This window comes from Mesorhizobium kowhaii, assembly GCF_003253745.1.
Lineage (GTDB): Bacteria > Pseudomonadota > Alphaproteobacteria > Rhizobiales > Rhizobiaceae > Mesorhizobium > Mesorhizobium kowhaii.
Genome location: NZ_MZXV01000062.1, coordinates 169,149 through 195,127, shown reverse-complemented (window position 1 = coordinate 195,127; position 25,979 = coordinate 169,149). Strand labels below are relative to the sequence as shown.

The window sequence follows — 25,979 nt, the reverse complement described above, 5'->3', positions numbered from 1 at the left end:
CAAGAAATGAATCGGCATTAATGCAACGCCTAGCCAGACGCCCGGCACAGGAAAGGGATCGATCCAGATGAACACGCACAATCCCAATGACTTTCGCTATCGCGTCCGCCGTTCCGACGATACCTCCGCCCGTTTCGACCGGGTTCCGCTGGCGGTGCGAACCCTCTCCAGCAGCACGTTGTTCCAGGGCGAGCACGAGATCGGCATCGAGCATCAGGGTGCGCTCTACCGGCTGAAGATCACCCGCCAGGGCAAGCTCATTCTCAACAAGTAAGGCAGTAGGGACGAGACATGGACCAGCGCGTAAAACCCGCCCCGCATGAAATCCGGCGGGCACGGACAGAGAATCCGAAGACGCGCGAGCGGGATCTGGCTGCTCAGCTCGGCATTTCGGAGGCCGAGTTAGTCGCCGCGCATTGCGGCGACGGCGTCGTCCGCATCGAGCCGCGCGTCAACGATCTCTTGACCGGCCTCGAAGCTGTCGGCGAAGTCATGGCGTTGACCCGCAATGAAAGTGCGGTGCACGAGAAGATCGGCGTCTATGACAAGGTCGTCACCGGCAACCATAATGCCATGGTGCTCGGCGAAAACATCGACCTGCGCATCTTCCCAAAAATCTGGGCGCATGGCTTTGCCGTGGAAAAGCGCGATGGCGACGACATCCGCCGCAGCCTGCAGTTCTTCGACGCGGCCGGCGAGGCGGTGCACAAGGTGCATCTGCGGCCGGCCTCCAGCCTCTATGCCTATCAGAAGCTGGTCGCCGCGCTCGAATCGTCGAACCAGGAGCCGACGGCCGATATTTCAGGGCACATCCCAGACGACGAGGTCCATGGCGGGGAAACCACCGCCAATCTCGACGACCTGCGCGACCGCTGGAGCCGGCTGACCGACGTGCACCAGTTTTTCGGTATGCTGAAGACGCTGAAGCTCAGCCGTCGGCAGGCTGTGCGCATGGTCGGCCAGGACTATGCCTGGCTGCTCGACAACGATGCCGTCCGCGCCATGTTCCATCATGCCGCCGAGGGCGAGATGCCGATCATGTGCTTTGTCGGCAATCGCGGCTGCATCCAGATCCATTCCGGTCCGATCAAATCCATCAAGCCGATGGGACCATGGATCAACGTGCTGGACGAGACCTTCCACCTGCATCTGCGAACCGACCACATCCACGAGGTCTGGGCGGTGCGCAAGCCGACCAAGGACGGTCATGTCACCTCGCTCGAAATCTATGATGTCGACGGCAAGATGATCATCCAGTTCTTCGGCAAGCGCCATGAGGGCGAGAGCGAGCGCGACGACTGGCGATTCCTGGCAGAAAACCTGCCGCGCATCCCAAGCCCGACCGCAGCCTGAGGACGATAGAAATGGTTTCCTTTTCCAGACTGGCGCCTGTTCTCAGGTTGGCGCTTGGGCCGGCGATCGGTCTTTCCCTGGCTTTTGTCGCGCTGCAATCTAGCAACGCCACCGAGGGCGCGACCGTCTTTGCCGATCCCTCGAAGATAGCGGCCATTGGCGGCTCCATCACCGAGATCGTCTATGCGCTCGGCGAGGAGAAACATCTGGTGGCTCGCGATTCCACCAGCCTTTATCCGAAAGCCGCGCTTGACCTGCCTGATGTCGGCTACATTCGCCAGCTGTCGCCGGAGGGTGTCCTGTCGGTCAATCCGACCGGCATCCTGGCGCTGCACGGCAGCGGTCCCAAGGAAGCCGTCGATGTGCTGAAGAAGACGAGCATCCCGTTCATCGAAGTGCCGGAGCATTATAGCCACGAAGGCATTCTGGAGAAGGTCCGCATCGTCGGCAAGGCGCTCGGCGTCGACGCCAAGGCTGAGGTGCTGGCCAGGGAGCTTGATGCCAAGCTCACCGCCGCCGAACAGCAGACGGCATCGATCAAGCAGCGCAAGCGCATCCTGTTCGTGCTGTCGATACAGGGCGGCAAGATCCTGGCCGCTGGCAGCGAGACCGCCGCCGACGGCATGGTCAAGCTGGCGGGCGGGGTCAATACCGTGGAAGGCTTTTCCGGCTACAAGCAAATGTCCGACGAGGCGATCATCACCGCCAGGCCGGACGTGATCCTGATGATGAGCAATGCCGGGCCTCCGGTATCGGACGACGAACTGTTCGCCAACCCGTCGATCGCCTCGACGCCGGCTGGCACCGCACGCAAGCTGATCCGCATCGACGGCGGCTATCTGCTAGGCTTCGGGCCGCGCACGGCCGACGCCATCCACGACCTCGCCGTCTCGCTCTATGGCGGGCAGGTCACGGACTGAGCGGGCAGATGATGGTCGATCAATCGATCGCCGGCCCGGTGAAGGGGATGACCGGCACATCCGAAGGCGACCGCTCAGGCCGCGCCCGCATCGTCATCCTTCTGCTGTGCCTGGGGCTCGTCACTGCCGTGCTGCTGTCGCTCACGTCGGGAGCGTCGGACGCATCGGCCGTCAACGTCATCGGCGACTGGCTGTTCGGCACCGTGCCGGATGACGCCGCGCTGAGTGCCCGCGACAGCCTGATCGTCTACGACATCCGCCTGCCGCGCGTCATCCTCGGCATGCTGGTCGGCGCAGCGCTTGCCGTCTCCGGCGCGGTCATGCAGGGGCTGTTCCGCAATCCGCTCGCCGACCCCGGTCTGATCGGCGTTTCGGCTGGCTCCAGCCTCGGCGCGGTTGCCGTCATTGTGCTCGGCGCCACGGTGCTGGCACCGGTGACGGCCTGGGTCGGCACGCTTGCGCTGCCGCTGGCGGCATTCTGTGGCGGGCTTGCCACGACGCTGGTGCTCTATCAGGTTGCGACGCGGCGGGGACAAACCTCGGTCGCCACCATGCTGCTCGCCGGCATTGCGCTCGCGGCGCTTGCCATGGCGCTGACCGGCATCCTCATCTTCATGGCCGACGACCGCCAGTTGCGCGACCTGACCTTCTGGCAACTCGGATCGCTCGGCGGCGCGACCTGGGCGAAGATCGCTTCGGTCGGGCCGATCATCGTGCTGGCGCTGGCGGCAATGCCGTTCCTGGCCCGCGGCCTCAACGCACTGGCGCTGGGCGAGGCGACCGCAGGTCATCTCGGCATACCGGTGCAACGGCTGAAGTACACGGCAATCATCGGCGTCTCGGCGGCGGTCGGCGCCTCCGTCGCCGTCAGCGGCGGCATCGGCTTCGTCGGCATTGTCGTGCCGCATCTGCTGCGCCTGCTGATCGGTCCCGACAATCGCTACCTGCTGCCGGCGTCGGCGCTGCTCGGCGCGTCGCTGCTGCTGTTGGCTGACGCTGTCGCGCGCACCATCGTGGCGCCGGCCGAGTTGCCGATCGGCATCGTCACCGCGATTGCCGGTGCGCCGTTCTTCCTGTGGATCCTGCTGCGCAAGCGCGGCGTCGTTGATTTGTGAAATTTTGGGATTTGTGAGATTTGGGACCTGTGAGGCTTGGATGATCGAGGCAAGGGATGTTTCGGTGGCGATCGCCGGCAAGCGCATCGTTACCGGTGTCGATTTCACTGCACGCCCCGGCGAAGTGGCGGCAATCGTCGGCCCCAACGGGTCCGGCAAGACGACCTTCCTCAAGGCGCTGTCCGGCGAGCTTGCTTACACCGGGCGTGTCGCCCTCAACGGCCGCGATCTGTCGGCCATGAAGCCGGCCGAAATCGCCACACAGCGAGCGGTGCTGCCGCAAGCGACGACGCTGTCGTTCCCGTTCACGGTGCGAGAGGTGGTCAAGCTCGGCCTTGTCGGCGGCCACTCGGGTGTCCTGCCGGGCGAGGATGCGCGACTGCCGGAACGGGCGCTGGAGCGCGTCGACCTCGACGGTTTTGCCGGACGTTTCTACCAGGAGCTTTCGGGCGGCGAGCAACAGCGCGTCCAGCTTGCGCGCGTGCTGTGCCAGGTCTGGGCGCCGGTGCTTGACGGCAAGCCGCGCTATCTGTTCCTCGATGAGCCGGTTTCCAGCCTCGACATCAAGCACCAGCTGATCATCATGAACATCGCCCGCGACTTCGCCAGACGGGGCGGCGGCGTGGTCGCCATCCTGCACGACCTCAATCTGACGGCCATGTTCGCCGACCGGATCTTTGTCATGCATCGCGGCAGGCTTGCCGCCACCGGGTCGCCGCAGGACGTGCTGAGCGACGACCTGATCGAAAAAGTGTTCGACTGCCGGCTCAGGGTCGGCGTGCTGCCGGCCGGCAACATGCCGTTCGTATTGCCGCAATCAGCGGCTTAGGCCTGACCCCAGACACGGGATGGCCGGAATCAGGCAGCGGGCGCGCGGCGCTCTGCCAGCATGTCGATGCCGAGCAGGCTGCGCACATTCGGCCGCGCCGCCACGAGATCGGCGATGGTGTAGCGCTCCAGCACCGCGAAGAACGCGTTCAGCGCTTCGCGCAATGCCGAGTTCAGCGCACAGCTGTCGACCAGCGGGCATTCGGCGGCATCGTTCTCGAAGCATTCGGCCATGGCGAAACTCTCTTCGGTCACGCGCACGACATCGAACAGGCTGATGGATTCGGCGGCACGGCCAAGCCTGACGCCGCCATTGCGGCCACGCACGGTCTCGACCAGGCCGTGCTCGACCAGCGGCTGCAGGATCTTGAACAGGAAAAGCTCCGACACCGAGTAGGCGGCCGCGATCTCGGGGATGCGGCTCAATCGGTCATTGTTGGCGGCGCAATACATCAGGATGCGCATGGCATAGTTGGTCTGGCGCGTAAGCCGCATTTTGTCCTCACAAGGCGCTGGTGCGGTAGAACCACGCCAGATTTCAAAACTTTGCTGATGCGGCTTTGACCCGAAATTCGGATTCGCCACATTGGCCTGAGCGGAATATGGCCTATACCTTGGAACAATTCCAGACTAGCCGGCACAATAGATGAACATTCTCGTCAACTTTGTGTGCGCAGCCGGGCAAGGCGCGGGCGAAACCGGCTGTCACGGGCATTTTGCCTGATGAAACACTAAATAGGCCCGAGATTGACGAGGAGCGGCTCATCCATGTCACAATCGGCCCAGTCCCTGGCGTCTGTCCGTTTCGATGCCGACGCGGATGCCAAGCTTTCCGCCTTGCGGTGGACAAAGTTCGTCGCGGCGGCGGCACTGGCGGTTTGCGTGCTGGTGTTTGCGGTCGCCAAATCGTTCGAGACCACCTATCCGTGGCTCGGCTTCGTCGCTGCCTTTGCGGAGGCCGCGACCATCGGCGGTCTGGCCGACTGGTACGCGGTGGTGGCGCTGTTCAGGCGGCCGCTGGGGCTGCCGATCCCGCACACCGCCATCATCCCCGAGAACCAGAGCCGCATCGCCGACAATCTCGGCCGCTTCATCGAGGTCAATTTCCTGGCTCCGGAACCGGTGCGTGAAAAGCTTGCCGAGGTCGATTTCTCGGCGCTCGTCGCCGACTGGCTCGCCGACGCCGAACGTGCCGCCGGCTTGTCGCGCTTCGTCGTGCGGCTGGTGCCGCAGACGCTCGCCGCTGTCGAGCAATCCGGCCTGCGTGGCTTCGTCACCAGCCGCATGCTCGAGCAGATCGAAAAGGTGCCGCTGGCGCCGCTGGCCGCCGAGCTGTTGTCGGCGCTTACCGACGATCGCCGTCACCAGAAACTGTTCGACGAATTCACCAAGGTGATCGGCCGGTTCCTCAACGACGAGCAGGCGCTGGCGACGATGCGCGAGAAGATCCGTGAGGAACTGCCGTCGCTGTTCAACCTGTTCCGCGCCGACGCTTATCTCCTGAAGAAGATCGTCGCCTCGGCCGGCTCGCTGCTCGACGAGGTGCGGGCCGATCCCGACCACCCGATGCGCGCCGAATTCGACCGTTTCGCGCGGGCCTTCATCGAGAAGCTCAGGACATCGAAGCAATATGCCAAACGTGCCGAGAAGCTGAAGCGCGATTTCCTCGCCCGGCCGGAGGTCAAGGGATTGGCCGGCGACATGTGGGCGAGCCTCAGCCAGTTCATCGAGCAGGACGCCAAGGCGCCCGAGTCGATTATCCGTTCGCATCTCGCCAACATGTTCGTCGAGGTCGGCCGCCATCTTGCCGGCGATGCGCAGATTCGAGCCGACATGAACCAGGGCTTCGTGGTGGCGCTGGCTTCGTTCGTGGAGAGCCAGAAGAGCGGCGTGTCGAAATTCATCGCTGACCAGGTCAAGCGTTGGGACCTGGCGCAGCTGACGCGGCTGATCGAGATGAACATCGGCAGGGACCTGCAATACATCCGCTTCAACGGCATGATCATTGGTGGGCTTGCCGGTGTCGTGCTCTATGTTGCTGAGCGGCTGTTCCTCGTCGGCTGACGCGTTCGAGCCTGGGCCGATTCCACTGCGTTCGAATGGACACCCGGCACTTCGGTGCTATTCTCCCGTCCGGGAGCCCAATCGGCGGCGACAGGGGGAGAATACCATCATGGCCAAGCAACCGGAATCCGATTCCTTCATGGATATGTTCGGCAAGTTCGGCCGAGACCTGAAAGTGCCCAACGTCGATGTCGAGGCAATCCTCGCGCATCATCGCAAGAACCTCGAAGCGCTGGAGAAATCGGCCCGAGCCAGTGCCGCCGGCGCATCCTCGCTGTTGTCCAGGCAGCGCGAAATGCTGCAGGACACGCTGCGCGAAGTCACCGAGATGGCGCAAGGCTACAGAGCGCCGGGCAATCCGCAGGAATTGATGACCAAACAGACGGAGTTCGCCAAGAAGTCCTTCGAGGCCGCGTTGAAGAATGCCGGCGAAGTGGCTGAACTGGTCAGAAAATCCGGCACCGAATCGATTGACATCCTGCGCACGCGCATCAAGGAGGCGATGGAGGAAATCCGCGCCGGCTACGACAAGAAGTAGCGGTCTCCAGCCAAGGTGGCTTTGTTTGCCGCCGGCAACCCGAAAAGCCAGGAAATTCCGATTTGCCCTGCCACTGCGCGGGCGGCATGGCACGATTGCGGCCGAAATGGGCGGAACGGATTCGCGCAGAGCGAATTGACAGGGGCCGCCAGTTCGTGGTCCGGAGGCGTTGGAAGCGATCGGGAAACCAGGAATGACTGAAATACGGCCCAAGACGCCGCCGACCTACGAGCAATTGAGGGCGATGGTCGGGCAGGAGCTTGGCGTGTCGGAGTGGACGACGGTCGACCAGAAGCGTATCGACCAGTTCGCCGAATGCACCGGCGACCATCAATGGATCCATGTCGATCCCGAGAGGGCGAGACGGCAAAGCCCGTTCCGCACGACGATCGCGCATGGCTACCTGACGCTGTCGATCATCGGCGCGCTGGCACTCGACATGGGCATCGTGCCCGAAAACACCCAGGCTGCCTTCAACTATGGCTTCGACAAGGTGCGTTTCCTGGCGCCGGTCAAGGTCGGGGCGCGCATCAGGCTGCGCTCTACTCTTCTTTCGATGGAGGACAGGGGGCCTGGCCAGTATCTGATGAAGGCGGCCAATACCGTCGAGATCGAAGGCGAGGAAAAGCCCGCCCTGACAGCCGAAACACTGGTCATGCTCTACGAGCGCCGCAAGCGGGCAGGGGCCTGAACGGCCGGCAGTCAGGTCGTGCGTTACGAAACTCTGGACTCTGCGCGGCCAGCGGCGCGGGCCGAGAGCAGTGCAAGGAACAGCGCGACCAGCGCCAGCGCCGTTGCGGTCTGAAAGGTGACCTGCATCCCGTGGGCGGCGGCCTCTGAACTCAGAATATCCTGGCCAATGCCTTGCCGTTCCTCGGCCGATGCAATGGCGAAGACGGCACCCATCAATGACGCGCCGGTGATGAGGCCGAGATTGCGCGAAAGATTGAGCAGGCCGGAGACGACGCCGCGCTCGCCAGCGCCAACACCGGTCATGACAGCTGCATTGTTGGACGTCTGGAACAGCGCGTAGCCGATGCAGGTGACAGTGATCGGAACGACATAGCTGGCAATGCCGAGTTTCGTCATGGCGAGCGACAGGAGGAAAGTGCCGGTAGCGAGGCAGAGCAGGCCGGCGACCATCATCCTGTGGGCTCCGAAGCGATCGGTCAGGCGTCCGGCCAGCAGCGCCGCCAGGGTCGAGACAAGCGGACCGGTCGACAGCACCACGCCGACCATTGCGGCATCAAGCCCAAGCGCGCGTGACAGATAGAACGGGGCAACCACCAGGGTCGCCATCATCACGGTTGCGACGATGAGGCTCATGGCGAGGCTGGCGCTCAGCTGGAGGTCACGGAAGCCGGCAAACTGGATCAAGGGGTTTTTCACTTTCGCCTGCCCAGCGGCGAACAGGATGACGCCGATGCCGGCAGCTATCAGCAGGCCGAGGTTGAGCGCGCCGAAATCGCCTCTGCCAAGCGTCATGGCCAGCGCATAGGCGGCCAGCGTCAGGGCCAGCAAGGCGGTGCCCACGGCGTCGAACTTGCCTCGATCAGTCTGGGCTGCCTTGCTGCGGGCCGGCAAGGCACGATAGGCGAGAGCGAGGGTCAGGACACCCAGCGGGACATTGACAAGGAAGATCGATCGCCAGCCGAGACTGGCGATCAAAATGCCGCCGAGCGACGGCCCAAGTGTCGTGCCGATCGCGGACATGGCGCCGAGCAGGCCCATGGCGCTGCCGGTTTTTGCCTTGCTCACGGTTTCGGCGACAAAAGCCAGCGTCAGCGCCATCATCAGCGCCGCGCCAAGTCCTTGCACGGCCCGCGCGGCGATCAGCAGCCAGAGTGTTGGCGCGAGGCCGCAGAGTACCGATGCCAGCGTGAACAGCGCGATGCCGCCAAGCAGCAACGGCCGGCGCCCGAATATGTCGGCCAGCCGTCCGGCGCTGACGATCAATGTGGTGATGGCGAGCAGATAGGCCAGAACAACCCACTGCACCGACTGGAACGAAGCGCCGAAATTCTGCATCAGCGCCGGCAGGCCGACGCTGGCAATGCTGGTTCCAAGCGACGACAGCAGCGTGGCGAGCGAAAGGCTTGCCAGCGCCCAGCGGTCGGATTGGACTTGTGGCGGCGCCGATACGCGCCGATTTTGCTCAGCGATTGCCAAGGCGACCTCCTTTTCATCGGCCTCCAGAACCGGAGCTATGCGAGATCTAGTCTCTTGGCTGATGTGGCGGAAGGCGCAGCATTTGCATCTTATTCATGCACCAAACGCCATATCCCATGCTATGATCGGCCGATGGTATCGCCCGATCTCAATTTGCTCGTCGCTCTCGACATACTGCTAACCGAAGGCAGCGTGGCGCGCGCCGCCAGCCGGCTGCACCTCAGTCCCTCGGCGATGAGCCGGACGCTGGCGCGGCTGCGCGAGGCAACGGGCGATCCGCTGCTGGTTCGCGCCGGCCGCGGTCTGGTTCCGACACCGCATGCGCAGGAGTTGCAGCAGCAGGCTGGTCGCGTCGTTCAGGATGCGGAAGCACTGCTGCGCCCTGCCAAGCTCCTCAACCTTTCGGGCCTCGCCAGGACCTTCACGCTGCGCACCAATGAAAGCTTCGTCGAGGAGTTCGCGCCGCGCCTTGTCGCCCGCATCGAAGCGGAGGCGCCTGGCGTGCGGCTGCGTTTCGCGCCGAAGTTCGACAAGGATGTCACTTCGCTGCGCGAGGCGGCGATTGACCTGGAAATCGGCGTCGCCGGCCAAACCGGACCCGAGATGCGCATCCAGGCCCTGTTTCGCGACCGCTTCATCGGTGCCGTTCGATCTGGCCACCCCCTGAGCGAGGGCGTCGTGACGCCGGAGCGCTACGCCGCCGGCCGCCACATCAGTGTTTCGCGGCGTGGCCGCGAGAAAGGGCCGATCGATGAAGCCCTGGAACGGCTTGGCCTCCAGCGGACAGTCGTGTGCATGGTTTCCGGCTTTTCGGCCACGCTTGCCATGGCGCGCGCATCCGACCTGATCGCCAGCGTGCCCGAGCGGCATACGGAAGGCGCACGCACCGGCATGCACAGTTTTCCGCTGCCGGTCGCCACCGTGGGGGTCACCATCTCCATGCTCTGGCACCCGCGTCTCGATGCCGATCCGGCACAGCGGTGGTTGCGCGACTGCGTGCGTGAGGTTTGTGCGGCCCGCTGACCGACACCGCGCAACATCACCGCGCCATCGCCGCCTCAAGCACCTTGAAAATCCGCTCGTCCGCGCACTGGGCGACGTTGAAGCGCAGGAAACGGCTGGCTGTCTGGGACAGGCTGAACGCATTGCCGGGCGCCAGCACGACGTTGTCGGCCAGGGCGCGGCGGGCGACTTCGGCCGCATCGACGCCATCCGGCAGGCCGCACCACAGGAACAGCCCGGCCGGCTGGTCGATCCAGGGCGTGATGCCGATTGCCTTCAGGCGGGTGCTCGTCTCGCCCATGGCGCGCGAAAGCCGCGCCCGCAGCAGATCCATGTGCTTGCGGTAGCTGCCATCCTTCAAAAGGGTCAGCACCAGTTCGGCCGCCAGCCGGCCGCCGCCGAAGGTGGTGGCGATCTTGAGGTCGGTCAGGCGCTCGATCCAGTTGCGGGGCGCCGCGATGTAGCCGCAGCGAACCGACGCCGACAGCGTCTTGGAGAAGCTGCCGATCTGGACGACCCGGCTCAGGCCATCGAACGCCGCCAGCCTGGGGGCGGGCGCATGTTCGAAATCGGCGAAGATGTCGTCCTCGACAATGGTCAATTCCGACTGGTCAGCGAGCTTCAGCAGCCGGTGCGCCGTGACCGGCGACAGGATCGCGCCGGTCGGGTTGTGGATGGCGGAATTGGTGATGTAGAGGCGCGGCCGGTGCTCGGCCAACGCCTGCGCGAACAGGTCGATATCAGGCCCGGACGGCGTGTAGGGAACGCTGACGACCTTGGCCCGGTGGGCGCGCAGCAAAGCGTGAAAATTGAAATAGCAGGGGTCGTCGACCAGTACTGTATCGCCGGGTTCGATCAGGAAACGGCACAGGAGGTCGATGGCCTGCGTGCCCGATTCCGTCAGCATGATCTGTTCGGGAGAGGCTTCGATGCCATGTTCGGCCATGCGCCGCGCCAGCAGGTTCCGCAGCGGCGGCAGGCCGAGCGGCGTACCGTAGTCGGCGAGCGCGACATCATCGGCACGCGCCACCGTGCGCAGCGCGCGGCGCAATCCTGCCTGAGGCATCCACGCGGCCGGCAGCCAGCCGCAGCCGGGTTTCAGACTGTCATCGCCTGCTTCCAGCGACTGGCGCGAGATCCAGAGCGGATCGACGGCGCGGTCGAGCCGCGGGCCAATCTCGGCCAGAGACAGCGGCGCCAGCGAGCCGGCGGCATAGAAGCCTGAGCCCGGCCGGGAACGGATCGCGCCTTCGGCGGCGAGCCGCTCATAGGCTTCGACCACGGTGGATTTGGACACCTGCATGGATTTGGCAAAGGCGCGGATCGACGGCAATCGCGCTCCGGGGGTCAGGCTGCGCGCGGCAATCCGCTGGCGGATGGTCGCCATCACGCTCTCGACCAGGGTGAGTGTGCCTTCAGTTTCCAGCGTGAGTTCCGTCATCCGTACTGCTCGATCTACCATTACAGTTTTGTGAAATTGTACTCCATTGTCTCTGGTGACGCCATAGGTGGCGGCCCGATAGAGGGCGGAAGAAATGGAGCCTGCAATGGACAAGACCGCGAGCGGCTGGGTGAACGGATTCATCGGCGTGTTGATCTTCAGCGGCTCGCTGCCGGCGACGCGTGTGGCGGTGATGGATTTCGATCCGATATTCCTGACGTCGGCCCGAGCGGCGATTGCCGGATTGCTTGGTCTGGCAATGCTGTTCCTGTTCCGGCAGAAACGTCCGGAGCGCGGGGATCTGCTGTCGCTGGCGATCGTAGCCCTTGGCGTGGTGGTCGGCTTTCCCTTGCTGACCGCTCTGGCGCTGAAGCACGTCACCACGGCCCATTCCATCATCTTCGTCGGCCTGCTGCCGCTGGCGACGGCCATTTTCGGCGTGCTGCGCGGCGGTGATCGTCCGCGCCCGGCGTTCTGGCTGTTTTCGTGCGTGGGCAGCGCGCTCGTCGCGGGTTTTGCCCTGATGCAGGGCGTGACGGCCTCGCCGGTCGGCGACGGTCTGATGCTGGCCGCCATCGTCGCCTGCGGCCTGGGCTATGCCGAGGGTGCCGCGCTGTCGCGCAAGCTCGGCGGCTGGCAGGTGATCTGCTGGGCGCTGGTGCTGTCGCTGCCGATCATGCTGGTGCTGACTTTCGCGACGCTGCCACCATCCTTTGCCGGCGTCGGCTCCAACGCCTGGATCGGTCTCGGCTATGTGTCGCTGTTCAGCATGCTGATCGGCTTCGTCTTCTGGTATCGCGGCTTGGCGCAAGGCGGCATCGCCGCCGTCGGGCAGTTGCAGCTTCTGCAACCCTTCTTCGGCCTCATGCTGGCGGCGACGCTGCTGCATGAGCAGGTCAGTTCGCTGATGGTCGTCGTCACGCTCGGCGTGGTGCTGTGCGTGTTCGGCGCGAAGAAGTTTGCGAGATAGTTCGGGAGGGCGGCTCCCGTCACAGTGTCTCTTTGTTTTGACGCAATTCCCTAAGGGAAAGCACTACGCGCTTTTCCCGGGAAAACCGCGTCACACTTTTCCTGGAATTGCTTTAGAACTTCGTCACCACACCGATACCGATGCCTTCGAAGCCGCCCATCGCCATCAAGGCCGCGGGCGCCTCGTCGAGGCTGATCTTCTTGCCGACCAGCAGTTCGGGCTTGAGCTTGCCGGTGCGGATCATCTCCATCATCGCCTGGTAGCGGTAGGCCTGCATGCCGTGGCTGCCGAGGATTTCGAGCTCGAAGGCAATCACCTTGTCCATCGGCACCTGCGGGCGGGCGTGCTCGCCCAGCATCAGGCCGACCTGCACATGGCGGCCGCGCCGGCGCAGATTGGCGATCGAGTTGAACGAGGTGGTGGGGTGGCCGAGTGCGTCCATCGACATATGGGCGCCGCCATTGGTGATCTGCTTGACGGCCTTGACCACATTCGGCGTTTTGGACGCATTGATGGTGGCGACCGCGCCGATCTTTTTGGCGAAATCGAGCTTCTCGTCGGTGAGGTCGATGGCGATGACATTGGCGCCCATGGCGCTGGCGATCATGATCGCCGACAGGCCGACGCCGCCGCAGCCATGCACCGCCACCCATTCGCCGGGTGTAACCCGGCCCTGGTCGACGATGGCGCGAAACGAGGTGACGAAGCGGCAGCCGAGGCTGGCGGCGGTGGCGAACTCCATCTCGTCGGGCAAGCGCACGAGATTGGTGTCGGCGTGTTCGATGGCGACATATTCGGCGAACGAACCCCAGCCGGTGAAGCCGGGCTGCGTCTGATGCTCGCAGACCTGGTGATTGCCCGATGAGCATTCGAAGCAGCGGCCGCAGCCGACGGCGAACGGCACGGTGACGCGTTCGCCGGCCTTCCAGCGGGTGACATGCTTGCCGGCTGCCACCACGACACCGGCCAGCTCATGGCCCGGCACATGCGGCAGCCGGATGCTGTCGTCATGGCCCATCCAGCCGTGCCAGTCGCTGCGGCACAGCCCGGTCGCCTCAACCTTGATGACGACGCCATCGGCGGCCGGCTTCGGATCGGGAACGGTCTGGATCGTCGGCGCTTCGCCGAATTTCTCGAACACGACGGCTTTCATTGGCAACTCCCACCTTCACACGCCCTGCAGGAAACGATAGCCGATTCCCTGTCCGGTCAAGCGGAAATCGATTCCGCCAGACGGACCGGCCGGTCGCGCCGGCGCGCTGACGCTAGGCGTCGGCGGCCTTATTCGGCATCGATCTGGTTCTCAGGTGCTGCCTTCTGGAAGGCCGGCAGCGCCATGCAGGCGGTGTTGATGCGCGCGATCGTCGGGTAATGCGTCATGTCGACGCCGAAGCGGGCATTGTTGGTGACCTGCGCGGCCAGGCAGATGTCGGCCAGGCCCGGCGCCTCACCATGGCAGAATGTGCCGGTCTCGGCCGAGGCAGCCAGGATTTTTTCGAGCGGCTGAAAGCCTTCGTTCACCCAGTGGCGGAGCCAGTTGGTGATGTCCTGGTCGCCGGCGCCGAACAGGGTGCGCAGGGAGGTCAGCACGCGCAGATTGTTCACCGGATGGATGTCGCAGGCGATCATCTGCGCCAGCATCCGGACCCGCGCCCGGCCAAGCGCGTCCTTCGGCAGCAGTGGCGGTTCGGGGCTGGTCTCGTCGAGGAATTCGATGATCGCCAGCGATTGCGTCAGCAGCGTGCCATCGTTCCAGACCAGCGCCGGCACCAGACCCTGCGGATTGACCGCGAGATAGGCTGGCTCCAGATGCTCGCCATGGCGCAGATGATGGGGGACGTAGTCGTAGCTCAGCCCCTTCATCTCCAGCGCGATCCGCACCCGATAGGAGGTGGAGGAGCGATAGTAGTTGTGCAGGACGATGTCGCTCATGCGCTCACTTCGGCTGGCCGATGGTCACTTCGATCGTGCCGATGCCGTCGACGCCGCCGGTCATCGTGTCGCCCGGGCCGACCGCGCCGACGCCGGCCGGCGTGCCGGTGAAGATCAGGTCGCCGGGCTCGAGCTCCATCGCCTCACTGCAGATCGACACGATATCGGCGATCGGCCAGATCAGCTCGGCGAGGTCGGCATCCTGCCTGACCTCGCCGTTGACGGCGAGCCAGATGCGGCCCTTTTGCGGGTGGCCGGATTTCGCCGCGGGGACCAGCGGGCCGCAAGGCGCGGAGCGGTCGAACGCCTTCGACCAGTCCCAGGGCCGCGCCATCTTCTTGGCTTCATCCTGCAGATCGCGGCGGGTGAGGTCGATGCCGACGCCATAGCCCCAGACATGATCCAGTGCCTGTTCGCGGCCAATGCGAAAACCCGGTCTGCCGATCGCGGCAACCAGCTCGATCTCGTGGTGCAGATTGGCCGTCAGCGGCGGGTAGGGGATTGTGGCGCCGGAATCGACCACCGCGTCGGCCGGCTTGGTGAAGAAGAAGGGCGGATCGCGCTCGTCATTGCCGAGTTCGCGGATGTGGGCGGCGTAATTGCGGCCGACGCAGAAGATGCGGCGCACCGCAAAACGTTCAGGCGAACCTGCAACGGCCACCGATGAAATTGCGGGCGAGGGAAGGACGAATTTTGTCATGCGGGTCTCTGCTTGGTTGCCGGGACATTCGACCGATTTGGGCGCCCGGGCAATCGAGAAAGCGCCGGCGGCGCTTTCCGACGGAGATGGCGATATACTATTTGGCAATAATCTGGCCATGGTGGCGAGGTTATTCTAAAGCGCGTCGCGTTTGAAACGGATTGAGGCGCCGCGCGTTAGGTTTTTGTCTCATGCATGGCGTTCACCCAAAACCGGGGCCACTTTTGGGCGACATGCATTAACCGCTCCTGAACTGAAATGAACCCCATGACAGCAATCCACGATCGCGCCCGGTTCCTGATCATCGACGATCACCCGCTGTTTCGCGAGGCGCTGCACAGCGCGGTGCAGATGGCCTATCCGGAAGTCGACACGGTGGAGGCGCGCTCGATCACCGAGGCGCTCGATCTTCTGGCCGGCGCCAAGCCGTTCGATCTGGCGCTGCTCGACCTCAGCATGCCCGACGTGCACGGCTTCGAAGGCTTGTTGCAGCTCCGGACGCGCTATCCGCGCCTGCCGGTGGTGATCGTTTCAGGATACGAGGAGCCGAAGATCATTTCCGAAGCGCTGTCCTATGGCGCTGCCGGCTTCATCCCGAAATCGGCGCGCAAAAGCGACCTCGCCGCCGCCATACGCTCGGTGATGGAAGGCGCGATCTATGTGCCGGAAACCTATGAAGGCCGCACGCCGGACGCCGACAGCATCGACCGCGCCGACATGGTGCAGCGCCTGTCGACGCTGACGCCGCAACAGCTGCGCGTGCTGCAGATGCTGCGCCAGGGCCTGCTCAACAAGCAGATCGCCTACGAGCTGCAGGTGGGAGAGACCACGGTGAAGGCGCATGTGTCGGAAATCCTGCGCAAGCTCAATGTCTACAGCCGAACGCAAGCGGTGATCGAGGTGTCGAAGCTGGACAATGCGGAATTGTTTCGCGATCAGGCGGGGTTTTGAGGTTTACTCTCCACCGTGGGGAGGGTCGATACGCGAAGTGGAGCGGGGTGGGGGCAGCGCTGGCCATGCTTCACGTGGCGCGGCAGGCCGCATGCCTTGCGCTAGTTATGCAGAAGTTTGCGCGAAACACCGAGCTCGCGCGGCAAAGGCAACACAGCCTCCCCGCCTCAAGCCGCTTGATCGCCGCCAAGTTAAAGGGCGTCGGAGACGTTCTAAACGTCATTTTGTCTGTCATTGGTCATCGTCCACGATAACCTGTCACAGAAATTGACGTGTCTCACTTACGGGGTGCAGTCCAGCACTGTCACCATAATTTTGTCACTGCAATCTAAGAGATGCACGGGGCGGTCGGTTGCTCTCTGAAATACGCTCGCCCAGCGTCAAACACCCCAGTGATGGCAGAGTATATAATTCGATCCAATCCGAATTCGGTGGTGGGCGGCAAAAATAAAGCAGCTAGTTGACAATTCGTCGACCCATTGTTGGGATGTCTTCTGGTCGGAAAAACATACCCGATTCGCCAGTTTCAGCCAGAGCGTTTCTCAATTCGTCCGAAATTACTATGTGGTTTAGCTGCTGTTCATCCCGAGCCAAATGCGTGCTTCCCAAGCATTTTTCATAGTGAACATAATAGTTGCATGAAATTATAAGAGTTATATCCGGCTTTTCTATTTTGCTTGTTACGCCAGACCGATCAGGATCTATACAGCGCACCCGGCCGAATGGAAGAACCCAGGAGAATTTTTGAGTTTCGCCATCTCTAGCCATCAGTGTTATCGGCAAAAATTGAACAAGTTCCTTTGGTACAAATCGTAAAATGATTTCTTGCCATATTAAGTCAACGGCCGGGGGGTCTCCAGTGGGTGGACAATGGAGGCTCTCGAAATTTTTCAAGTTTGATTTAGCCCGATACAGCGGGCGCCCCAAAATTGGATCAATTGGAACTGACGTCAATGTGTCTGCCATTCTCACTGGAGAATTGTAGTCGAACTCCGCTGGCTCAAAATCCGTATCCAGTCTATCGTACCATACCCATGCCATATTCGTTCTCTACCATTAACTACTTATTTGGAACTGAATCATTTACACCGAACCCACTATTCCCATCCGACTTTTCTGTTGTTGTTTGCTTATCTGTTGTCGTTTCTGGTTTTGCCTTTGTCAACGCATCAGGATTTTTTTCAACGTACTCTTTCATCCGAGATCGAAGCGCAGCCACTTCTTGACGTGCTTTATCAGGTGTAATTTGGCGTGTCTCCAGCAAGTGATTTATCGTATCTAGCTGGCGGCGAACATCGGCATTGTACACGCGATGGGCGTCAGTAAATCCTCTCTGAAGAGCAGGCATAAGATTTTCCTTAGCGTCTAAGTTAATATCCAGGGCCTTTATCAAAGGATGGTTTCTAAATGTATTGGATATGATGTGGTGATCGTCTATCCTTGCCGGCCATCCCATTCTTGCGGAAACCGCAGCGGTTGCGGTATATTTTCCGAATGCTGCGAATGTGTCATCGAAAGCGGTGGGTGTGGTATTCGAGAAATTTGTGACGACGTCTGCATATGGGTCATACGCGGCGCCTACCTCAACGATGGGACCTGCGACCATGTTCATCGCAGACGCGACTGAATTGAGCGCTACGTCTGCGTTGCGATAGCCGGTGTCGAATGGCCCAATTGGGCCCCCACCCCAGTACCCAGGATCGCCGTCTGCGTGCCCATTGTTGTCCGCCTTATTGACTGGATCATTTCCGGCATACGCATACCGATTGGTACCGACGCCCGGCAATGTCGGGTCCCAATCGTCCGGCGAAATAAACCTCCCCAGCACCGGATCCATGTATCGTGCATTGAGATAGAGCAACCCGGTCTCGGGATCGAAGCGCTCGCCGATGTAGCCCTTCTGCGTCTGGAAGCCTGTGTTGAGGCGTTCGCCATAGGTGGCGTAGTTGGTCTGCTCGAAAATGGCGCCCGCGGCATCGGTGACCATGCGGACCGAGGCCAGGTGATCGCGGTGCAGGAAGTATATGGCGCCGTTGACAACCTTGACGTCAGGATGGGGATACCGGGTGTAGATTTCCGCCCCCGGTGTTTTCGGATCGATCTCGACCGACGCGTCGGGATAGAGCGTGGTGGCGAAAGCGGAGGTCTTCTTCGCCCGAGCCCCGTCGGGTCCATAGGCGAGATTGACGGTGTTGGATGAGAGCGTGATGGTCTTCAGCCGATTGGCCTCGTCCCAGACCAGCGTTCTGGAGCCGTCTGATGTCATGTTGCCATTGGCGTCATAGGCCAGCGTCTTGGTGCCGACCGAGGTTGGCGCATGCGGACGAGGTGCGCCCCCCGAGGGGTAGACATAGGTGCCCACCCGCGTCCGTGAGGTCATGTTGTCGTTGGCGGCATAGACGAAGTTTTCGTCGAGCGCGTTGTTGCCGGCATTGTTGGATGAGGTCAGCCGGTCGGCGCCGTCATAGACATAGGTCCAGCTGTCGGCGGGCGTCCGCCCGGAATACGGTGACAGTGCACTATTTTTTCGCGCAAAGTGTGCGGGTGGAGTGCAACGATGGTCGAGCGGGGTATGGTAAAAGTGCACTGTAACTGTAGTTCGTAATTCGCAACGAAGGTCGCGCGAGGCGCGTATTCCTCGGTTGCTCAGGGCACCACGTCAGCGCGCATCAGCGTTACCATCCTTATCCGATCTGCATGGGCTTGATATGAGACATGTATTGAATGATGCGCCTCGTCAAATCGGTCCCAGGGGCCATATTCGCCCAAAATAGGATCTCTCCGCGCCTCGCCGCTTTTCGAGGGCGCACCAAGGTTACTCAGCACGTCGTCGCGACTCCATAAAAATGGGATACTAAAGAGATCTCGATCCAAATTGCCAGATTCTATGAATATGGTGTCTATCTTTTCATCATCATCGCAGATGATAGAAAACTTATTACGTGCAGAAACGTAATTTATACGGATTTCTGGAAGGTCATCATCAACAGTTTTTTTGAATTTCCAGGATTTAAACGGTGGTGACGTCAAAAGTAACGATACCGGCTTTCCCAGATAGCTAAGAATTGTATTAGTCATTCCGGTCCCACCGCTCCTTCGTGAGGGAATCTAAGCCAGCAGATGCGCCAGCAGCGCCCTCAATTGTGCCGGCTTCAGCGGCTTGCGCATCAGTTCGATGCCGCCCGCGCGCGCCGCCTTGGCGACGGCTTCCGAACTGTCGGCGGTGACGATCAGCGCCGGCACGGCGCGGCCGAGATAGTCGCGGACCTCGGCGATGGTGGCGGTGCCGAGATCGCCGCCGTCGAGATGCTGGTCGGCAATGACGATGTCGGGCACCCAGTCGGTGTCGCCAAGCATGTCGAGGGCGTCGTCGGTCGAGGTCGCGGCCCGCACCAGGCATTGCCAGCGCTCGAGCAGGAAGGTCATGGCCTGCAGCACCTCGACATCGTTCTCGATCAGCAGCACCTTGGTGCCGAACAGGCCGTAGCCGCGCGGCCGTTCCATGTCGGCGCTGTTGGCGATGGCGTCGGCCGGGGCGCCGATGCCGACGGGAACATCGATGTGGAAGATCGTGCCGCGGCCGACCTTCGATGAAAATGTCACGGGATGGCCGAGCGCGCTGGCCATGCGGCGCACGATGGCAAGCCCGAGCCCGAGACCGCCGCCGTCCAGCTCTGCATTGGCCGACGAGGTGCCGCGGTGGAATTCCTCGAACACCGCCTCGCGCTGGTCTTCGGGAATGCCGCAGCCTGTGTCGGCGACGTCGATGCGGATGGTGTCGCCGCGATGCCTGGTGCCGACGAGCACGCCGCCCGAGCGTGTATAGCCCAGCGCATTGGAGAGAATGTTCTGCAGGATGCGGCGCAGCAGCGTGCGGTCGGAGCGGACCACGGCGTTGACCGGCCGGAATTTCAGCGACAGTCCCTTGAGTTCCGCCACCGGCTGAAAGTCCGAGCGCAGCGACGAGAACAGCGCCTCCAGGCTGACGTCGCCGGTCTCGGCCTGCACCACGCCGGCGTCGAGCTTGGAGATGTCGAGCAGCGTGCGCAGCAGGTCCTCCATCGTCTCCAGCGAGCGCTCGACCTGCCGCACGAGCTTCCTGCCTTCGTCGCTGGTCTGCACTTCGGCGAGCGCCGAAACCGAGAGGTGGGCGGCATTCAGCGGCTGCAGCACGTCGTGGCTGGCGGCGGCGAGGAAGCGGGTCTTGGACAGGTTCGCCAGTTCGGCGTTTTCCTTGGCGGCGCTGAGGTCGATGTTCGATTGCTCCAGCCGGCGCAGGGTCGAGTGCAGCTCCTCGGTGCGCGTACGCACCCGATTTTCCAGCGAAATCGCGGTCTGGAACAGCGAGAAGGCATTGCCTTGCTGGTCCATCGAGCGCTCGACGCGGCTGACAAGTGCGGCGTTGATCTTCTTCAGCTTTTCAAGGTCGTTTATGTCCCTCAGCGGCATCTTATTCCGCCGCCTGTCGTTGGCCAAAGGCGATGCCGGTGAAGGTCTGGTTCAAATGCATCGACCGGTACTGTTCGCCATAGGTGCCGAAGCCGATGACATTGTTGACCCGGTAGAGCTCCGAGATGTCGCGAAAGACCTGGCGGTTGCGCGCGTCCAGCCGGCGCAGCACGCAGTCGAAGCCGAGGATCATGTCGATGCCGCCAAGCCGCTCCTCGACATCCCGCAGTGCCGCGCGCGTCGATTCGACCATGTCCTTGGGCTGGGCGATCGACAGCACGACGCCGTCGTCTATGGCGCAGAAGAACGACAGCGAGCCGTCGGGATGCATCTTCTGGATCGACCGGCAATAATATTCGCCGCCCACCTTCACCACCACCGGATGCGAGGCGAAACTCAGCGGCGTCAGCGTCTGCGGGACAATGCCGACGGACGCCGCATATTCCTCCGCTGCATTGGTGGCGTTGAACTCGCTAACGATGCGGTGATCGGGATCGGACGCCGTGACCACCAGCTTTTCATCGGTGGGAACGAAATTGTCGGTCTTGAAGACGTGGAAGGGAATTTCGGTGGCGATCAGCACGATGATGGCGCTGTCGGAGGTGACCTTGCCGTTCCAGATCAGGCGCGTCGTCTCGAACTTCAGGTCATCGCCGGCCGAGCCGCCGAGCAGCGGTATGTCGTCGAGGCCCCAATGGATGGCCGAACTCACCGCTTCCTCGGCATAGGAGAGCCCGTCGATGAAGCAGAGTGCGAACGTGCCTTTGGTGCGGTCGCAACCCAGGTGCGCGCGCAGCGACCGCCGCAAAGCCTCGACCTCGCTGGTGATGCTGTCCATGCCCGACGAGGACAGGTTGTCGACCATCACGCTGACGGCGGTGAACGCGGCGGATGGAAGCAGCATGGCGAGCACATGGCCGTCCTCAAGGCCTTGCGGCGTGATCTCGCCGGCGGTCGAGCAGCCCGCGTGGTGGAGCGCCGGCGCGTGAGTCATGAGCGCCTGGGAAAGAGTGTCGGCCTCGACAAGGCTCTGGGAAAAGAACAGCAGGGCGAAGCCGGCATCGATTGCCGCGGCCTCCAACGCGATCGCAGTGGCGAACGCGTCCATGTCGGGCTCATCCGTGGTGAGCGCCGACAGGCCGCATGCATAGCGCGTCCGTGAACTAGCCAGCTGCGTTCTCCGCATTTCCTCCGACGCTGTTTTATGCGCGTCGGGCGCGCGGGCGTCTGACAACATTGTTGCCCTCAAACCATGTTTTGGCAATGGGGCGACCGGGGCTTCACGTTTGGGCTCGGCCATGACCGAAAGTACAATGTAACGATTTTTAGACGTGCTGTTTTTTGTCCGTTGTGCAGTGTACGAATAACGCATGGCCGAAGCGCCAACACCGCGTCGGCAGCGTGATGACCAAGGTTGATACCCAGGGAGGAACCATGTCGGACGTTTCGTTGATGGTGAACGGAAAGCGGGTCAGCGGTGCTGCCGAGGACCGAACACTTCTGGTTCACTTCCTGCGGGAGAATCTCGGCCTTACCGGAACGCATGTCGGTTGCGATACCTCGCAATGCGGCGCTTGCGTCGTCCATGTCGACGGCAAGGCGGTCAAGTCCTGCTCGATGCTCGCGGTGCAGGCTTCGGGCTCGACCGTGGTGACGATCGAGGGCCTGGCCAATGGCGCCGATCTGCATCCGGTGCAGGCCGCCTTCAAGGAACATCACGGGCTGCAGTGCGGCTTCTGCACGCCGGGCATGATCATGACGGCGACCGACATGATCAACCGCCACCCCGAAGGCCTCGACGAAGCGACGGTGCGCACCGAGCTCGAAGGCAACATCTGCCGCTGCACCGGCTACCACAACATCGTCAAGGCGATCCTCGCCGCATCGAAGACGATGTCCAAGGGGTCGAAGGGCAAAGCGAAACAGGCTGCGTGAGATAGACAAGGCAGTAGGGCAGTAAGGCAGTAAGGCAGTAGGGAACCAGCAGCCAATTTCCCTACTGCCTTACTGCCCTACTCACCTGCTCCCCTAAAATTTCGGGAGGAATTTCTGATGGGTATTGAAGGTGTTGGCGCTCGGGTCGCGCGCAAGGAAGACAAACGATTCATCACCGGCGCCGGCCGCTATGTCGACGACATGGTGGTTCCCGGCATGAAGCACGCGGCCTTCGTGCGCAGCCCGCACGCGCATGCGCAGATCAAGAAGATCGACGTCAAAAAGGCGCAAGCCATGCCCGGCGTCATCGGCGTGCTGACCGGCAAGGAGCTCAAGGCCGACGGCATCGGCAACCTCATCTGCGGCTGGATGATCCATTCCAAGGATGGCTCGCCGATGAAGATGGGGGCGTGGTCGCCACTCGCTTTCGACCGGGTCCGCTATGTCGGCGATGCCGTCGTGGTCGTCGTGGCCGAGACCAAGGGCCAGGCGCGCGACGCTGCCGAGGCGGTCGAGATCACCTACAAGGAGCTCAAGGCCGTCGTCGATGCGTCGAAGGCGATGGACAAGGGCGCGCCGCAGATCCACCCCGAGGCCGACAACAACCTGATCTTCGACTGGGACATCGGCAATGCCGACGAGACGGCCGCGGCGTTCAAGAAGGCGGCCCATGTCGTCAAGATGGACATCATCAACAATCGCCTCGTGCCCAACGCCATGGAGCCGCGCGCGGCTCTTGGCCACTACGACAAGGCCGAGGATCATTACACCTGCTGGACGACGTCACAGAACCCGCATGTGGCGCGGCTGGTGATGAGCGCCTTCTACAATGTCGCGCCGGAAAACAAGCTGCGCGTCATAGCGCCCGATGTCGGCGGCGGCTTCGGCTCGAAGATCTACATCTATCCCGAAGAGATCGTCTGCCTGTGGGCGTCGAAGAAGACCGGCGTGCCGGTCAAATGGGTGGCCGATCGCACCGAGAGCTTTCTTACCGACGCGCATGGCCGCGACCATCACACCCATGCCGAAATGGCCTTCGACAACGATCACAGGATCCTCGGCCTGAAGGTCGAAACCAAGGCCAATCTCGGCGCCTATATGTCGCTGTTCTCGTCGGCGACGCCGACCTACCTCTATGCGACGCTGCTGTCGGGCCAGTACAACATCCCCGCCATCCACGCCAATGTGAAGGCGATCTACACCAACACCGCGCCGGTCGATGCCTATCGCGGGGCAGGGCGGCCGGAAGCAACCTTCGTCATGGAGCGCATGATGGAGACCGCTGCGCGCCAGTTCGGCGTCTCACCCGCCGAGTTGCGCCGCAAGAACTTCATCACCTCATTCCCGCACCAGACGCCAGTCATCATGTGCTACGACGCCGGCGACTATGCCGCTTCGCTCGACGCGGCGATGAAGGCGTCGGACTATGCCGGCTTTGCCAAGCGCAAGGCCGCCGCCGCCAAGAAGGGGCTGCTGCGCGGCATCGGCATGAGCTGCTACATCGAGGCCTGCGGCATCGCGCCGTCGGCGGCTGTCGGCAGTCTTGGCGCCGGCGTCGGCTTATGGGAATCGGCGGAAGTGCGCGTCAATGCCGTCGGCACGATCGAGGTGCTGACCGGCTCGCACAGCCATGGCCAGGGCCATGAGACGACCTTCGCGCAACTGGTCAATGAGCGCTTCGGCGTGCCGCTCGATTCCGTCTCGATCGTCCATGGCGACACCGACAAGGTGCAGATGGGCATGGGCACCTATGGCTCGCGCTCCGGCGCGGTCGGCATGTCGGCCATCGTCAAGGCGCTCGACAAGGTCGAGGCCAAGGCCAAGAAGATCGCCGCCCACCTGCTCGAGGCGGACGAGGGCGACATCATTATCGAGAACGGCGCGCTGAAAGTCGCCGGCACTGACAAGAACGTGCCATGGTTCCAGATGGCGCTCGCCGCCTACACCGCCCACAATCTGCCGGGCGGCATGGAGCCCGGGCTGAAGGAGACGGCGTTCTATGATCCGTCGAACTTCACCTTCCCGGCGGGCTGCTACATCTGCGAGGTCGAGGTCGACCCGGAAACCGGCATGACCGAGATCATCCAGTTCGTCGCCGCCGACGATTTCGGCAACATCATCAACCCGATGATCGTCGAGGGCCAGGTGCATGGCGGACTGGCGCAAGGCATCGGCCAGGCGCTGCTCGAAGGCGCCCACTATGACAACAGCGGCCAGCTGCTGACCGCGAGCTACATGGACTACACCATGCCGCGCGCCGGCGACCTGCCGTCGTTCAAGGTCTCGACCTCTAACACGCCATGCCCGGGCAATCCACTCGGCATCAAGGGCTGCGGCGAGGCCGGCGCCATCGGCTCGCCGCCGGCGGTGATCAACGCCATCACCGACGCCATCGGCAGCAACGATCTTGCCATGCCGGCATCGCCGTCCACCGTGTGGGCAGCGATTCGTGCGACGACGAAACACTGAGGAGGAAGAGCATGTATTCGGTCAACTATCACCGCGCCGCCTCGGTCGCCGATGCCGCCAAGCTGATCAAGGCGGGTGACGCCAAGCTGCTTTCGGGCGGCATGACGCTGATCCCGGCGATGAAGACGCGGCTTGCCGCGCCCTCCGACCTTGTCGACCTGTCGAAGATCAAGGAGCTGCAGGGCGTCAAGGTGTCGGGCAAGACGGTCACCATCGGTGCTGCCTCCACGCATTTTGACGTTGCCAATGACGAGAAGCTGAAGAAGGCCTGCCCGGCGCTTGCCCATCTGGCGTCGCTGATCGGCGATCCGGCGGTGCGCCACCGGGGCACAATCGGCGGCTCGATCGCCAACAACGATCCGGCGGCCGACTATCCGGCGGCGTTGCTGGCGCTCGGCGCCACCATCGTTACCAACAAGCGCGCGATCGCCGCCGACAAGTTCTTCAAGGGTCTGTTCGAGACGTCGTTGAAGGACGGCGAGATCATCACCGCGGTAAGCTTCACCGCGCCGGCCAAGGCGGCCTACGAAAAATTCCGCAACCCGGCCTCGCGCTATGCGATCGTCGGTGTGTTCGTGGCCAAGGGCAAGGATGGCGTCAGTGTCGCCGTCACCGGCGCCGGCGATGATGGCGTCTTCCGTTCGAAGGAGATCGAGGCAGCACTGGCCAAGAATTTCGCGGCCTCGGCGCTCGATGGCGTGAAGGTACCGGCGAAGAACTTGATGACCGACATCCACGCGTCGGCCGACTACCGTGCCAATCTGATCGCGGTGATGGCCAAGCGCGCGGTGGCTGCCGCCAACGCCTGACGCTAGCGCGGTTCGCCGTTTCACGGAAACGCCGAACCGCTCTATCTCTTTGTTTTGACGCAATTCCCTAAGGGAAAGCGCTATGCGCTTTTCCCGGGAAAACCGTTTCACACCTTTCCTGGAATTGCTTAGCAGTTGCGGACAAGGAAAGGGGCCGCAGCGGCCCCTTTCTCGCGTGCGGCGGCCTGTAGCTGTCCCGTTCCCGATAGAAGCACTGCCGCGCACCACCCTTTGTTTCAAGCAATCCGGACCGATACTTCCCGTGGACCAGCGCCAGCGGCAATCTCGCACTTGCACAAAGCGATATTGCACTGCACTATACCGGTGACCAAGC

Annotated in this window: 25 protein-coding genes; 14 read left to right on the top strand and 11 right to left on the bottom strand. The window is 62.6% G+C overall.

Going from position 1 to position 25,979, the window contains the following annotated elements; genetic code table 11:
• The first annotated feature begins 67 nt into the window (after positions 1-67).
• From hemP to B5V02_RS28930, 5 genes are read left to right on the top strand one after another with little or no spacing between them, the layout of a single operon-like run.
• Positions 68-274: a hemin uptake protein HemP gene (hemP, locus tag B5V02_RS28950; RefSeq protein ID WP_111547432.1), complete on the top strand. Its 207-nt coding sequence runs from the start codon at positions 68-70 to the stop codon at positions 272-274.
• A gap of 17 nt (positions 275-291) precedes the next feature.
• A complete protein-coding gene (locus tag B5V02_RS28945) occupies positions 292-1,353 on the top strand; it encodes a hemin-degrading factor (RefSeq protein WP_111547431.1) in 1,062 nt (353 codons plus the stop codon).
• A gap of 11 nt (positions 1,354-1,364) precedes the next feature.
• Positions 1,365-2,273, top strand: coding sequence for a heme/hemin ABC transporter substrate-binding protein (locus B5V02_RS28940; RefSeq protein WP_111547430.1), 909 nt, complete (start codon positions 1,365-1,367; stop codon positions 2,271-2,273).
• 11 nt (positions 2,274-2,284) lie between these two features.
• On the top strand, positions 2,285-3,388 hold the full coding sequence (locus B5V02_RS28935) for a FecCD family ABC transporter permease (RefSeq protein ID WP_111547650.1): 1,104 nt from the start codon (positions 2,285-2,287) through the stop codon (positions 3,386-3,388).
• Positions 3,389-3,428: 40 nt separating this feature from the next.
• Positions 3,429-4,217: a heme ABC transporter ATP-binding protein gene (locus B5V02_RS28930; protein WP_111547429.1), complete on the top strand. Its 789-nt coding sequence runs from the start codon at positions 3,429-3,431 to the stop codon at positions 4,215-4,217.
• 29 nt (positions 4,218-4,246) lie between these two features.
• On the opposite strand, the gene rirA is transcribed toward B5V02_RS28930, so the two are convergent.
• The gene (rirA, locus tag B5V02_RS28925; protein WP_111547428.1) at positions 4,247-4,711 is read right to left on the bottom strand and encodes an iron-responsive transcriptional regulator RirA; all 465 of its coding nucleotides are present in this window, start codon (positions 4,709-4,711) and stop codon (positions 4,247-4,249) included.
• Positions 4,712-4,984: 273 nt separating this feature from the next.
• On the opposite strand from rirA, the gene B5V02_RS28920 reads away from it, so the two are divergent.
• From B5V02_RS28920 to B5V02_RS28910, 3 genes are all read left to right on the top strand, one after another.
• Positions 4,985-6,280 carry a DUF445 domain-containing protein gene (locus B5V02_RS28920; RefSeq protein ID WP_111547427.1) on the top strand — a complete coding sequence of 432 codons (1,296 nt, stop codon included), beginning with the start codon at positions 4,985-4,987 and terminating at the stop codon, positions 6,278-6,280.
• Positions 6,281-6,389: 109 nt separating this feature from the next.
• Positions 6,390-6,818, top strand: a complete 429-nt coding sequence (locus B5V02_RS28915; RefSeq protein WP_111547426.1) for a phasin family protein — start codon at positions 6,390-6,392, stop codon at positions 6,816-6,818.
• 193 nt (positions 6,819-7,011) lie between these two features.
• A complete protein-coding gene (locus B5V02_RS28910; RefSeq protein WP_111547425.1) occupies positions 7,012-7,509 on the top strand; it encodes a MaoC family dehydratase in 498 nt (165 codons plus the stop codon).
• A gap of 23 nt (positions 7,510-7,532) precedes the next feature.
• Here the strand turns inward: B5V02_RS28910 and B5V02_RS28905 are convergent, their stop codons facing one another.
• Positions 7,533-8,987: an MFS transporter gene (locus B5V02_RS28905; protein ID WP_111547424.1), complete on the bottom strand. Its 1,455-nt coding sequence runs from the start codon at positions 8,985-8,987 to the stop codon at positions 7,533-7,535.
• 132 nt (positions 8,988-9,119) lie between these two features.
• Between B5V02_RS28905 and B5V02_RS28900 the strand changes: the two genes are divergently transcribed.
• Positions 9,120-10,010 carry a LysR family transcriptional regulator gene (locus B5V02_RS28900; RefSeq protein WP_111547423.1) on the top strand — a complete coding sequence of 297 codons (891 nt, stop codon included), beginning with the start codon at positions 9,120-9,122 and terminating at the stop codon, positions 10,008-10,010.
• 16 nt (positions 10,011-10,026) lie between these two features.
• Here the strand turns inward: B5V02_RS28900 and B5V02_RS28895 are convergent, their stop codons facing one another.
• The gene (locus B5V02_RS28895; protein WP_111547422.1) at positions 10,027-11,430 is read right to left on the bottom strand and encodes an aminotransferase-like domain-containing protein; all 1,404 of its coding nucleotides are present in this window, start codon (positions 11,428-11,430) and stop codon (positions 10,027-10,029) included.
• Between the two features lie 106 nt (positions 11,431-11,536).
• Between B5V02_RS28895 and B5V02_RS28890 the strand changes: the two genes are divergently transcribed.
• Positions 11,537-12,400 carry a DMT family transporter gene (locus tag B5V02_RS28890; protein ID WP_111547421.1) on the top strand — a complete coding sequence of 288 codons (864 nt, stop codon included), beginning with the start codon at positions 11,537-11,539 and terminating at the stop codon, positions 12,398-12,400.
• 112 nt (positions 12,401-12,512) lie between these two features.
• Here the strand turns inward: B5V02_RS28890 and B5V02_RS28885 are convergent, their stop codons facing one another.
• The 3 genes from B5V02_RS28885 to B5V02_RS28875 form a co-directional block, all read right to left on the bottom strand.
• Complete coding sequence (locus tag B5V02_RS28885; RefSeq protein WP_111547420.1) at positions 12,513-13,553, bottom strand: zinc-dependent alcohol dehydrogenase family protein; 1,041 nt, start codon at positions 13,551-13,553, stop codon at positions 12,513-12,515.
• A 128-nt stretch (positions 13,554-13,681) separates the two neighbouring features.
• Positions 13,682-14,332 (bottom strand): maleylacetoacetate isomerase, encoded by a 651-nt coding sequence (gene maiA / locus B5V02_RS28880; RefSeq protein WP_111547419.1) that lies wholly within the window; start codon positions 14,330-14,332, stop codon positions 13,682-13,684.
• A gap of 4 nt (positions 14,333-14,336) precedes the next feature.
• Complete coding sequence (locus B5V02_RS28875; RefSeq protein WP_111547418.1) at positions 14,337-15,032, bottom strand: fumarylacetoacetate hydrolase family protein; 696 nt, start codon at positions 15,030-15,032, stop codon at positions 14,337-14,339.
• A gap of 267 nt (positions 15,033-15,299) precedes the next feature.
• Between B5V02_RS28875 and B5V02_RS28870 the strand changes: the two genes are divergently transcribed.
• Positions 15,300-15,983 carry a response regulator gene (locus B5V02_RS28870; RefSeq protein ID WP_167458715.1) on the top strand — a complete coding sequence of 228 codons (684 nt, stop codon included), beginning with the start codon at positions 15,300-15,302 and terminating at the stop codon, positions 15,981-15,983.
• 456 nt (positions 15,984-16,439) lie between these two features.
• Here B5V02_RS28870 and B5V02_RS42790 read toward each other — a convergent pair whose 3' ends face one another.
• The 5 genes from B5V02_RS42790 to B5V02_RS28850 form a co-directional block, all read right to left on the bottom strand.
• Entirely contained in the window at positions 16,440-16,949 is a 510-nt protein-coding gene (locus B5V02_RS42790) for an imm11 family protein (RefSeq protein ID WP_425374427.1), read from the bottom strand.
• Positions 16,950-17,043: 94 nt separating this feature from the next.
• Positions 17,044-18,570 (bottom strand): RHS repeat-associated core domain-containing protein, encoded by a 1,527-nt coding sequence (locus B5V02_RS28860; protein ID WP_111547415.1) that lies wholly within the window; start codon positions 18,568-18,570, stop codon positions 17,044-17,046.
• Between the two features lie 59 nt (positions 18,571-18,629).
• Positions 18,630-19,061 carry a hypothetical protein gene (locus tag B5V02_RS40235; protein WP_146606172.1) on the bottom strand — a complete coding sequence of 144 codons (432 nt, stop codon included), beginning with the start codon at positions 19,059-19,061 and terminating at the stop codon, positions 18,630-18,632.
• 30 nt (positions 19,062-19,091) lie between these two features.
• Positions 19,092-20,432 carry a hybrid sensor histidine kinase/response regulator gene (locus tag B5V02_RS28855; RefSeq protein WP_111547414.1) on the bottom strand — a complete coding sequence of 447 codons (1,341 nt, stop codon included), beginning with the start codon at positions 20,430-20,432 and terminating at the stop codon, positions 19,092-19,094.
• 1 nt (position 20,433) lies between these two features.
• Positions 20,434-21,618, bottom strand: coding sequence for an FIST signal transduction protein (locus B5V02_RS28850; RefSeq protein WP_167458714.1), 1,185 nt, complete (start codon positions 21,616-21,618; stop codon positions 20,434-20,436).
• 248 nt (positions 21,619-21,866) lie between these two features.
• Between B5V02_RS28850 and B5V02_RS28845 the strand changes: the two genes are divergently transcribed.
• From B5V02_RS28845 to B5V02_RS28835, 3 genes are all read left to right on the top strand, one after another.
• A complete protein-coding gene (locus B5V02_RS28845) occupies positions 21,867-22,367 on the top strand; it encodes a (2Fe-2S)-binding protein (protein WP_111547412.1) in 501 nt (166 codons plus the stop codon).
• Between the two features lie 117 nt (positions 22,368-22,484).
• Positions 22,485-24,836 carry a xanthine dehydrogenase family protein molybdopterin-binding subunit gene (locus tag B5V02_RS28840; protein ID WP_111547411.1) on the top strand — a complete coding sequence of 784 codons (2,352 nt, stop codon included), beginning with the start codon at positions 22,485-22,487 and terminating at the stop codon, positions 24,834-24,836.
• 11 nt (positions 24,837-24,847) lie between these two features.
• Positions 24,848-25,645: an FAD binding domain-containing protein gene (locus B5V02_RS28835; RefSeq protein ID WP_111547410.1), complete on the top strand. Its 798-nt coding sequence runs from the start codon at positions 24,848-24,850 to the stop codon at positions 25,643-25,645.
• Positions 25,646-25,979: the final 334 nt, after the last annotated feature.

Coding starts and splice junctions, on each gene's coding strand:
- hemP (WP_111547432.1), top strand. CDS start 68: ATGAACACGCACAATCCCAATGACTTTCGCTATCGCGTCCGCCGTTCC.
- B5V02_RS28945 (WP_111547431.1), top strand. CDS start 292: ATGGACCAGCGCGTAAAACCCGCCCCGCATGAAATCCGGCGGGCACGG.
- B5V02_RS28940 (WP_111547430.1), top strand. CDS start 1,365: ATGGTTTCCTTTTCCAGACTGGCGCCTGTTCTCAGGTTGGCGCTTGGG.
- B5V02_RS28935 (WP_111547650.1), top strand. CDS start 2,285: ATGGTCGATCAATCGATCGCCGGCCCGGTGAAGGGGATGACCGGCACA.
- B5V02_RS28930 (WP_111547429.1), top strand. CDS start 3,429: ATGATCGAGGCAAGGGATGTTTCGGTGGCGATCGCCGGCAAGCGCATC.
- rirA (WP_111547428.1), bottom strand. CDS start 4,711: ATGCGGCTTACGCGCCAGACCAACTATGCCATGCGCATCCTGATGTAT.
- B5V02_RS28920 (WP_111547427.1), top strand. CDS start 4,985: ATGTCACAATCGGCCCAGTCCCTGGCGTCTGTCCGTTTCGATGCCGAC.
- B5V02_RS28915 (WP_111547426.1), top strand. CDS start 6,390: ATGGCCAAGCAACCGGAATCCGATTCCTTCATGGATATGTTCGGCAAG.
- B5V02_RS28910 (WP_111547425.1), top strand. CDS start 7,012: ATGACTGAAATACGGCCCAAGACGCCGCCGACCTACGAGCAATTGAGG.
- B5V02_RS28900 (WP_111547423.1), top strand. CDS start 9,120: ATGGTATCGCCCGATCTCAATTTGCTCGTCGCTCTCGACATACTGCTA.
- B5V02_RS28895 (WP_111547422.1), bottom strand. CDS start 11,430: ATGACGGAACTCACGCTGGAAACTGAAGGCACACTCACCCTGGTCGAG.
- B5V02_RS28890 (WP_111547421.1), top strand. CDS start 11,537: ATGGACAAGACCGCGAGCGGCTGGGTGAACGGATTCATCGGCGTGTTG.
- B5V02_RS28885 (WP_111547420.1), bottom strand. CDS start 13,553: ATGAAAGCCGTCGTGTTCGAGAAATTCGGCGAAGCGCCGACGATCCAG.
- maiA (WP_111547419.1), bottom strand. CDS start 14,332: ATGAGCGACATCGTCCTGCACAACTACTATCGCTCCTCCACCTCCTAT.
- B5V02_RS28875 (WP_111547418.1), bottom strand. CDS start 15,032: ATGACAAAATTCGTCCTTCCCTCGCCCGCAATTTCATCGGTGGCCGTT.
- B5V02_RS28870 (WP_167458715.1), top strand. CDS start 15,300: ATGACAGCAATCCACGATCGCGCCCGGTTCCTGATCATCGACGATCAC.
- B5V02_RS42790 (WP_425374427.1), bottom strand. CDS start 16,949: ATGGCAGACACATTGACGTCAGTTCCAATTGATCCAATTTTGGGGCGC.
- B5V02_RS40235 (WP_146606172.1), bottom strand. CDS start 19,061: ATGACTAATACAATTCTTAGCTATCTGGGAAAGCCGGTATCGTTACTT.
- B5V02_RS28855 (WP_111547414.1), bottom strand. CDS start 20,432: ATGCCGCTGAGGGACATAAACGACCTTGAAAAGCTGAAGAAGATCAAC.
- B5V02_RS28850 (WP_167458714.1), bottom strand. CDS start 21,618: ATGCGGAGAACGCAGCTGGCTAGTTCACGGACGCGCTATGCATGCGGC.
- B5V02_RS28845 (WP_111547412.1), top strand. CDS start 21,867: ATGTCGGACGTTTCGTTGATGGTGAACGGAAAGCGGGTCAGCGGTGCT.
- B5V02_RS28840 (WP_111547411.1), top strand. CDS start 22,485: ATGGGTATTGAAGGTGTTGGCGCTCGGGTCGCGCGCAAGGAAGACAAA.
- B5V02_RS28835 (WP_111547410.1), top strand. CDS start 24,848: ATGTATTCGGTCAACTATCACCGCGCCGCCTCGGTCGCCGATGCCGCC.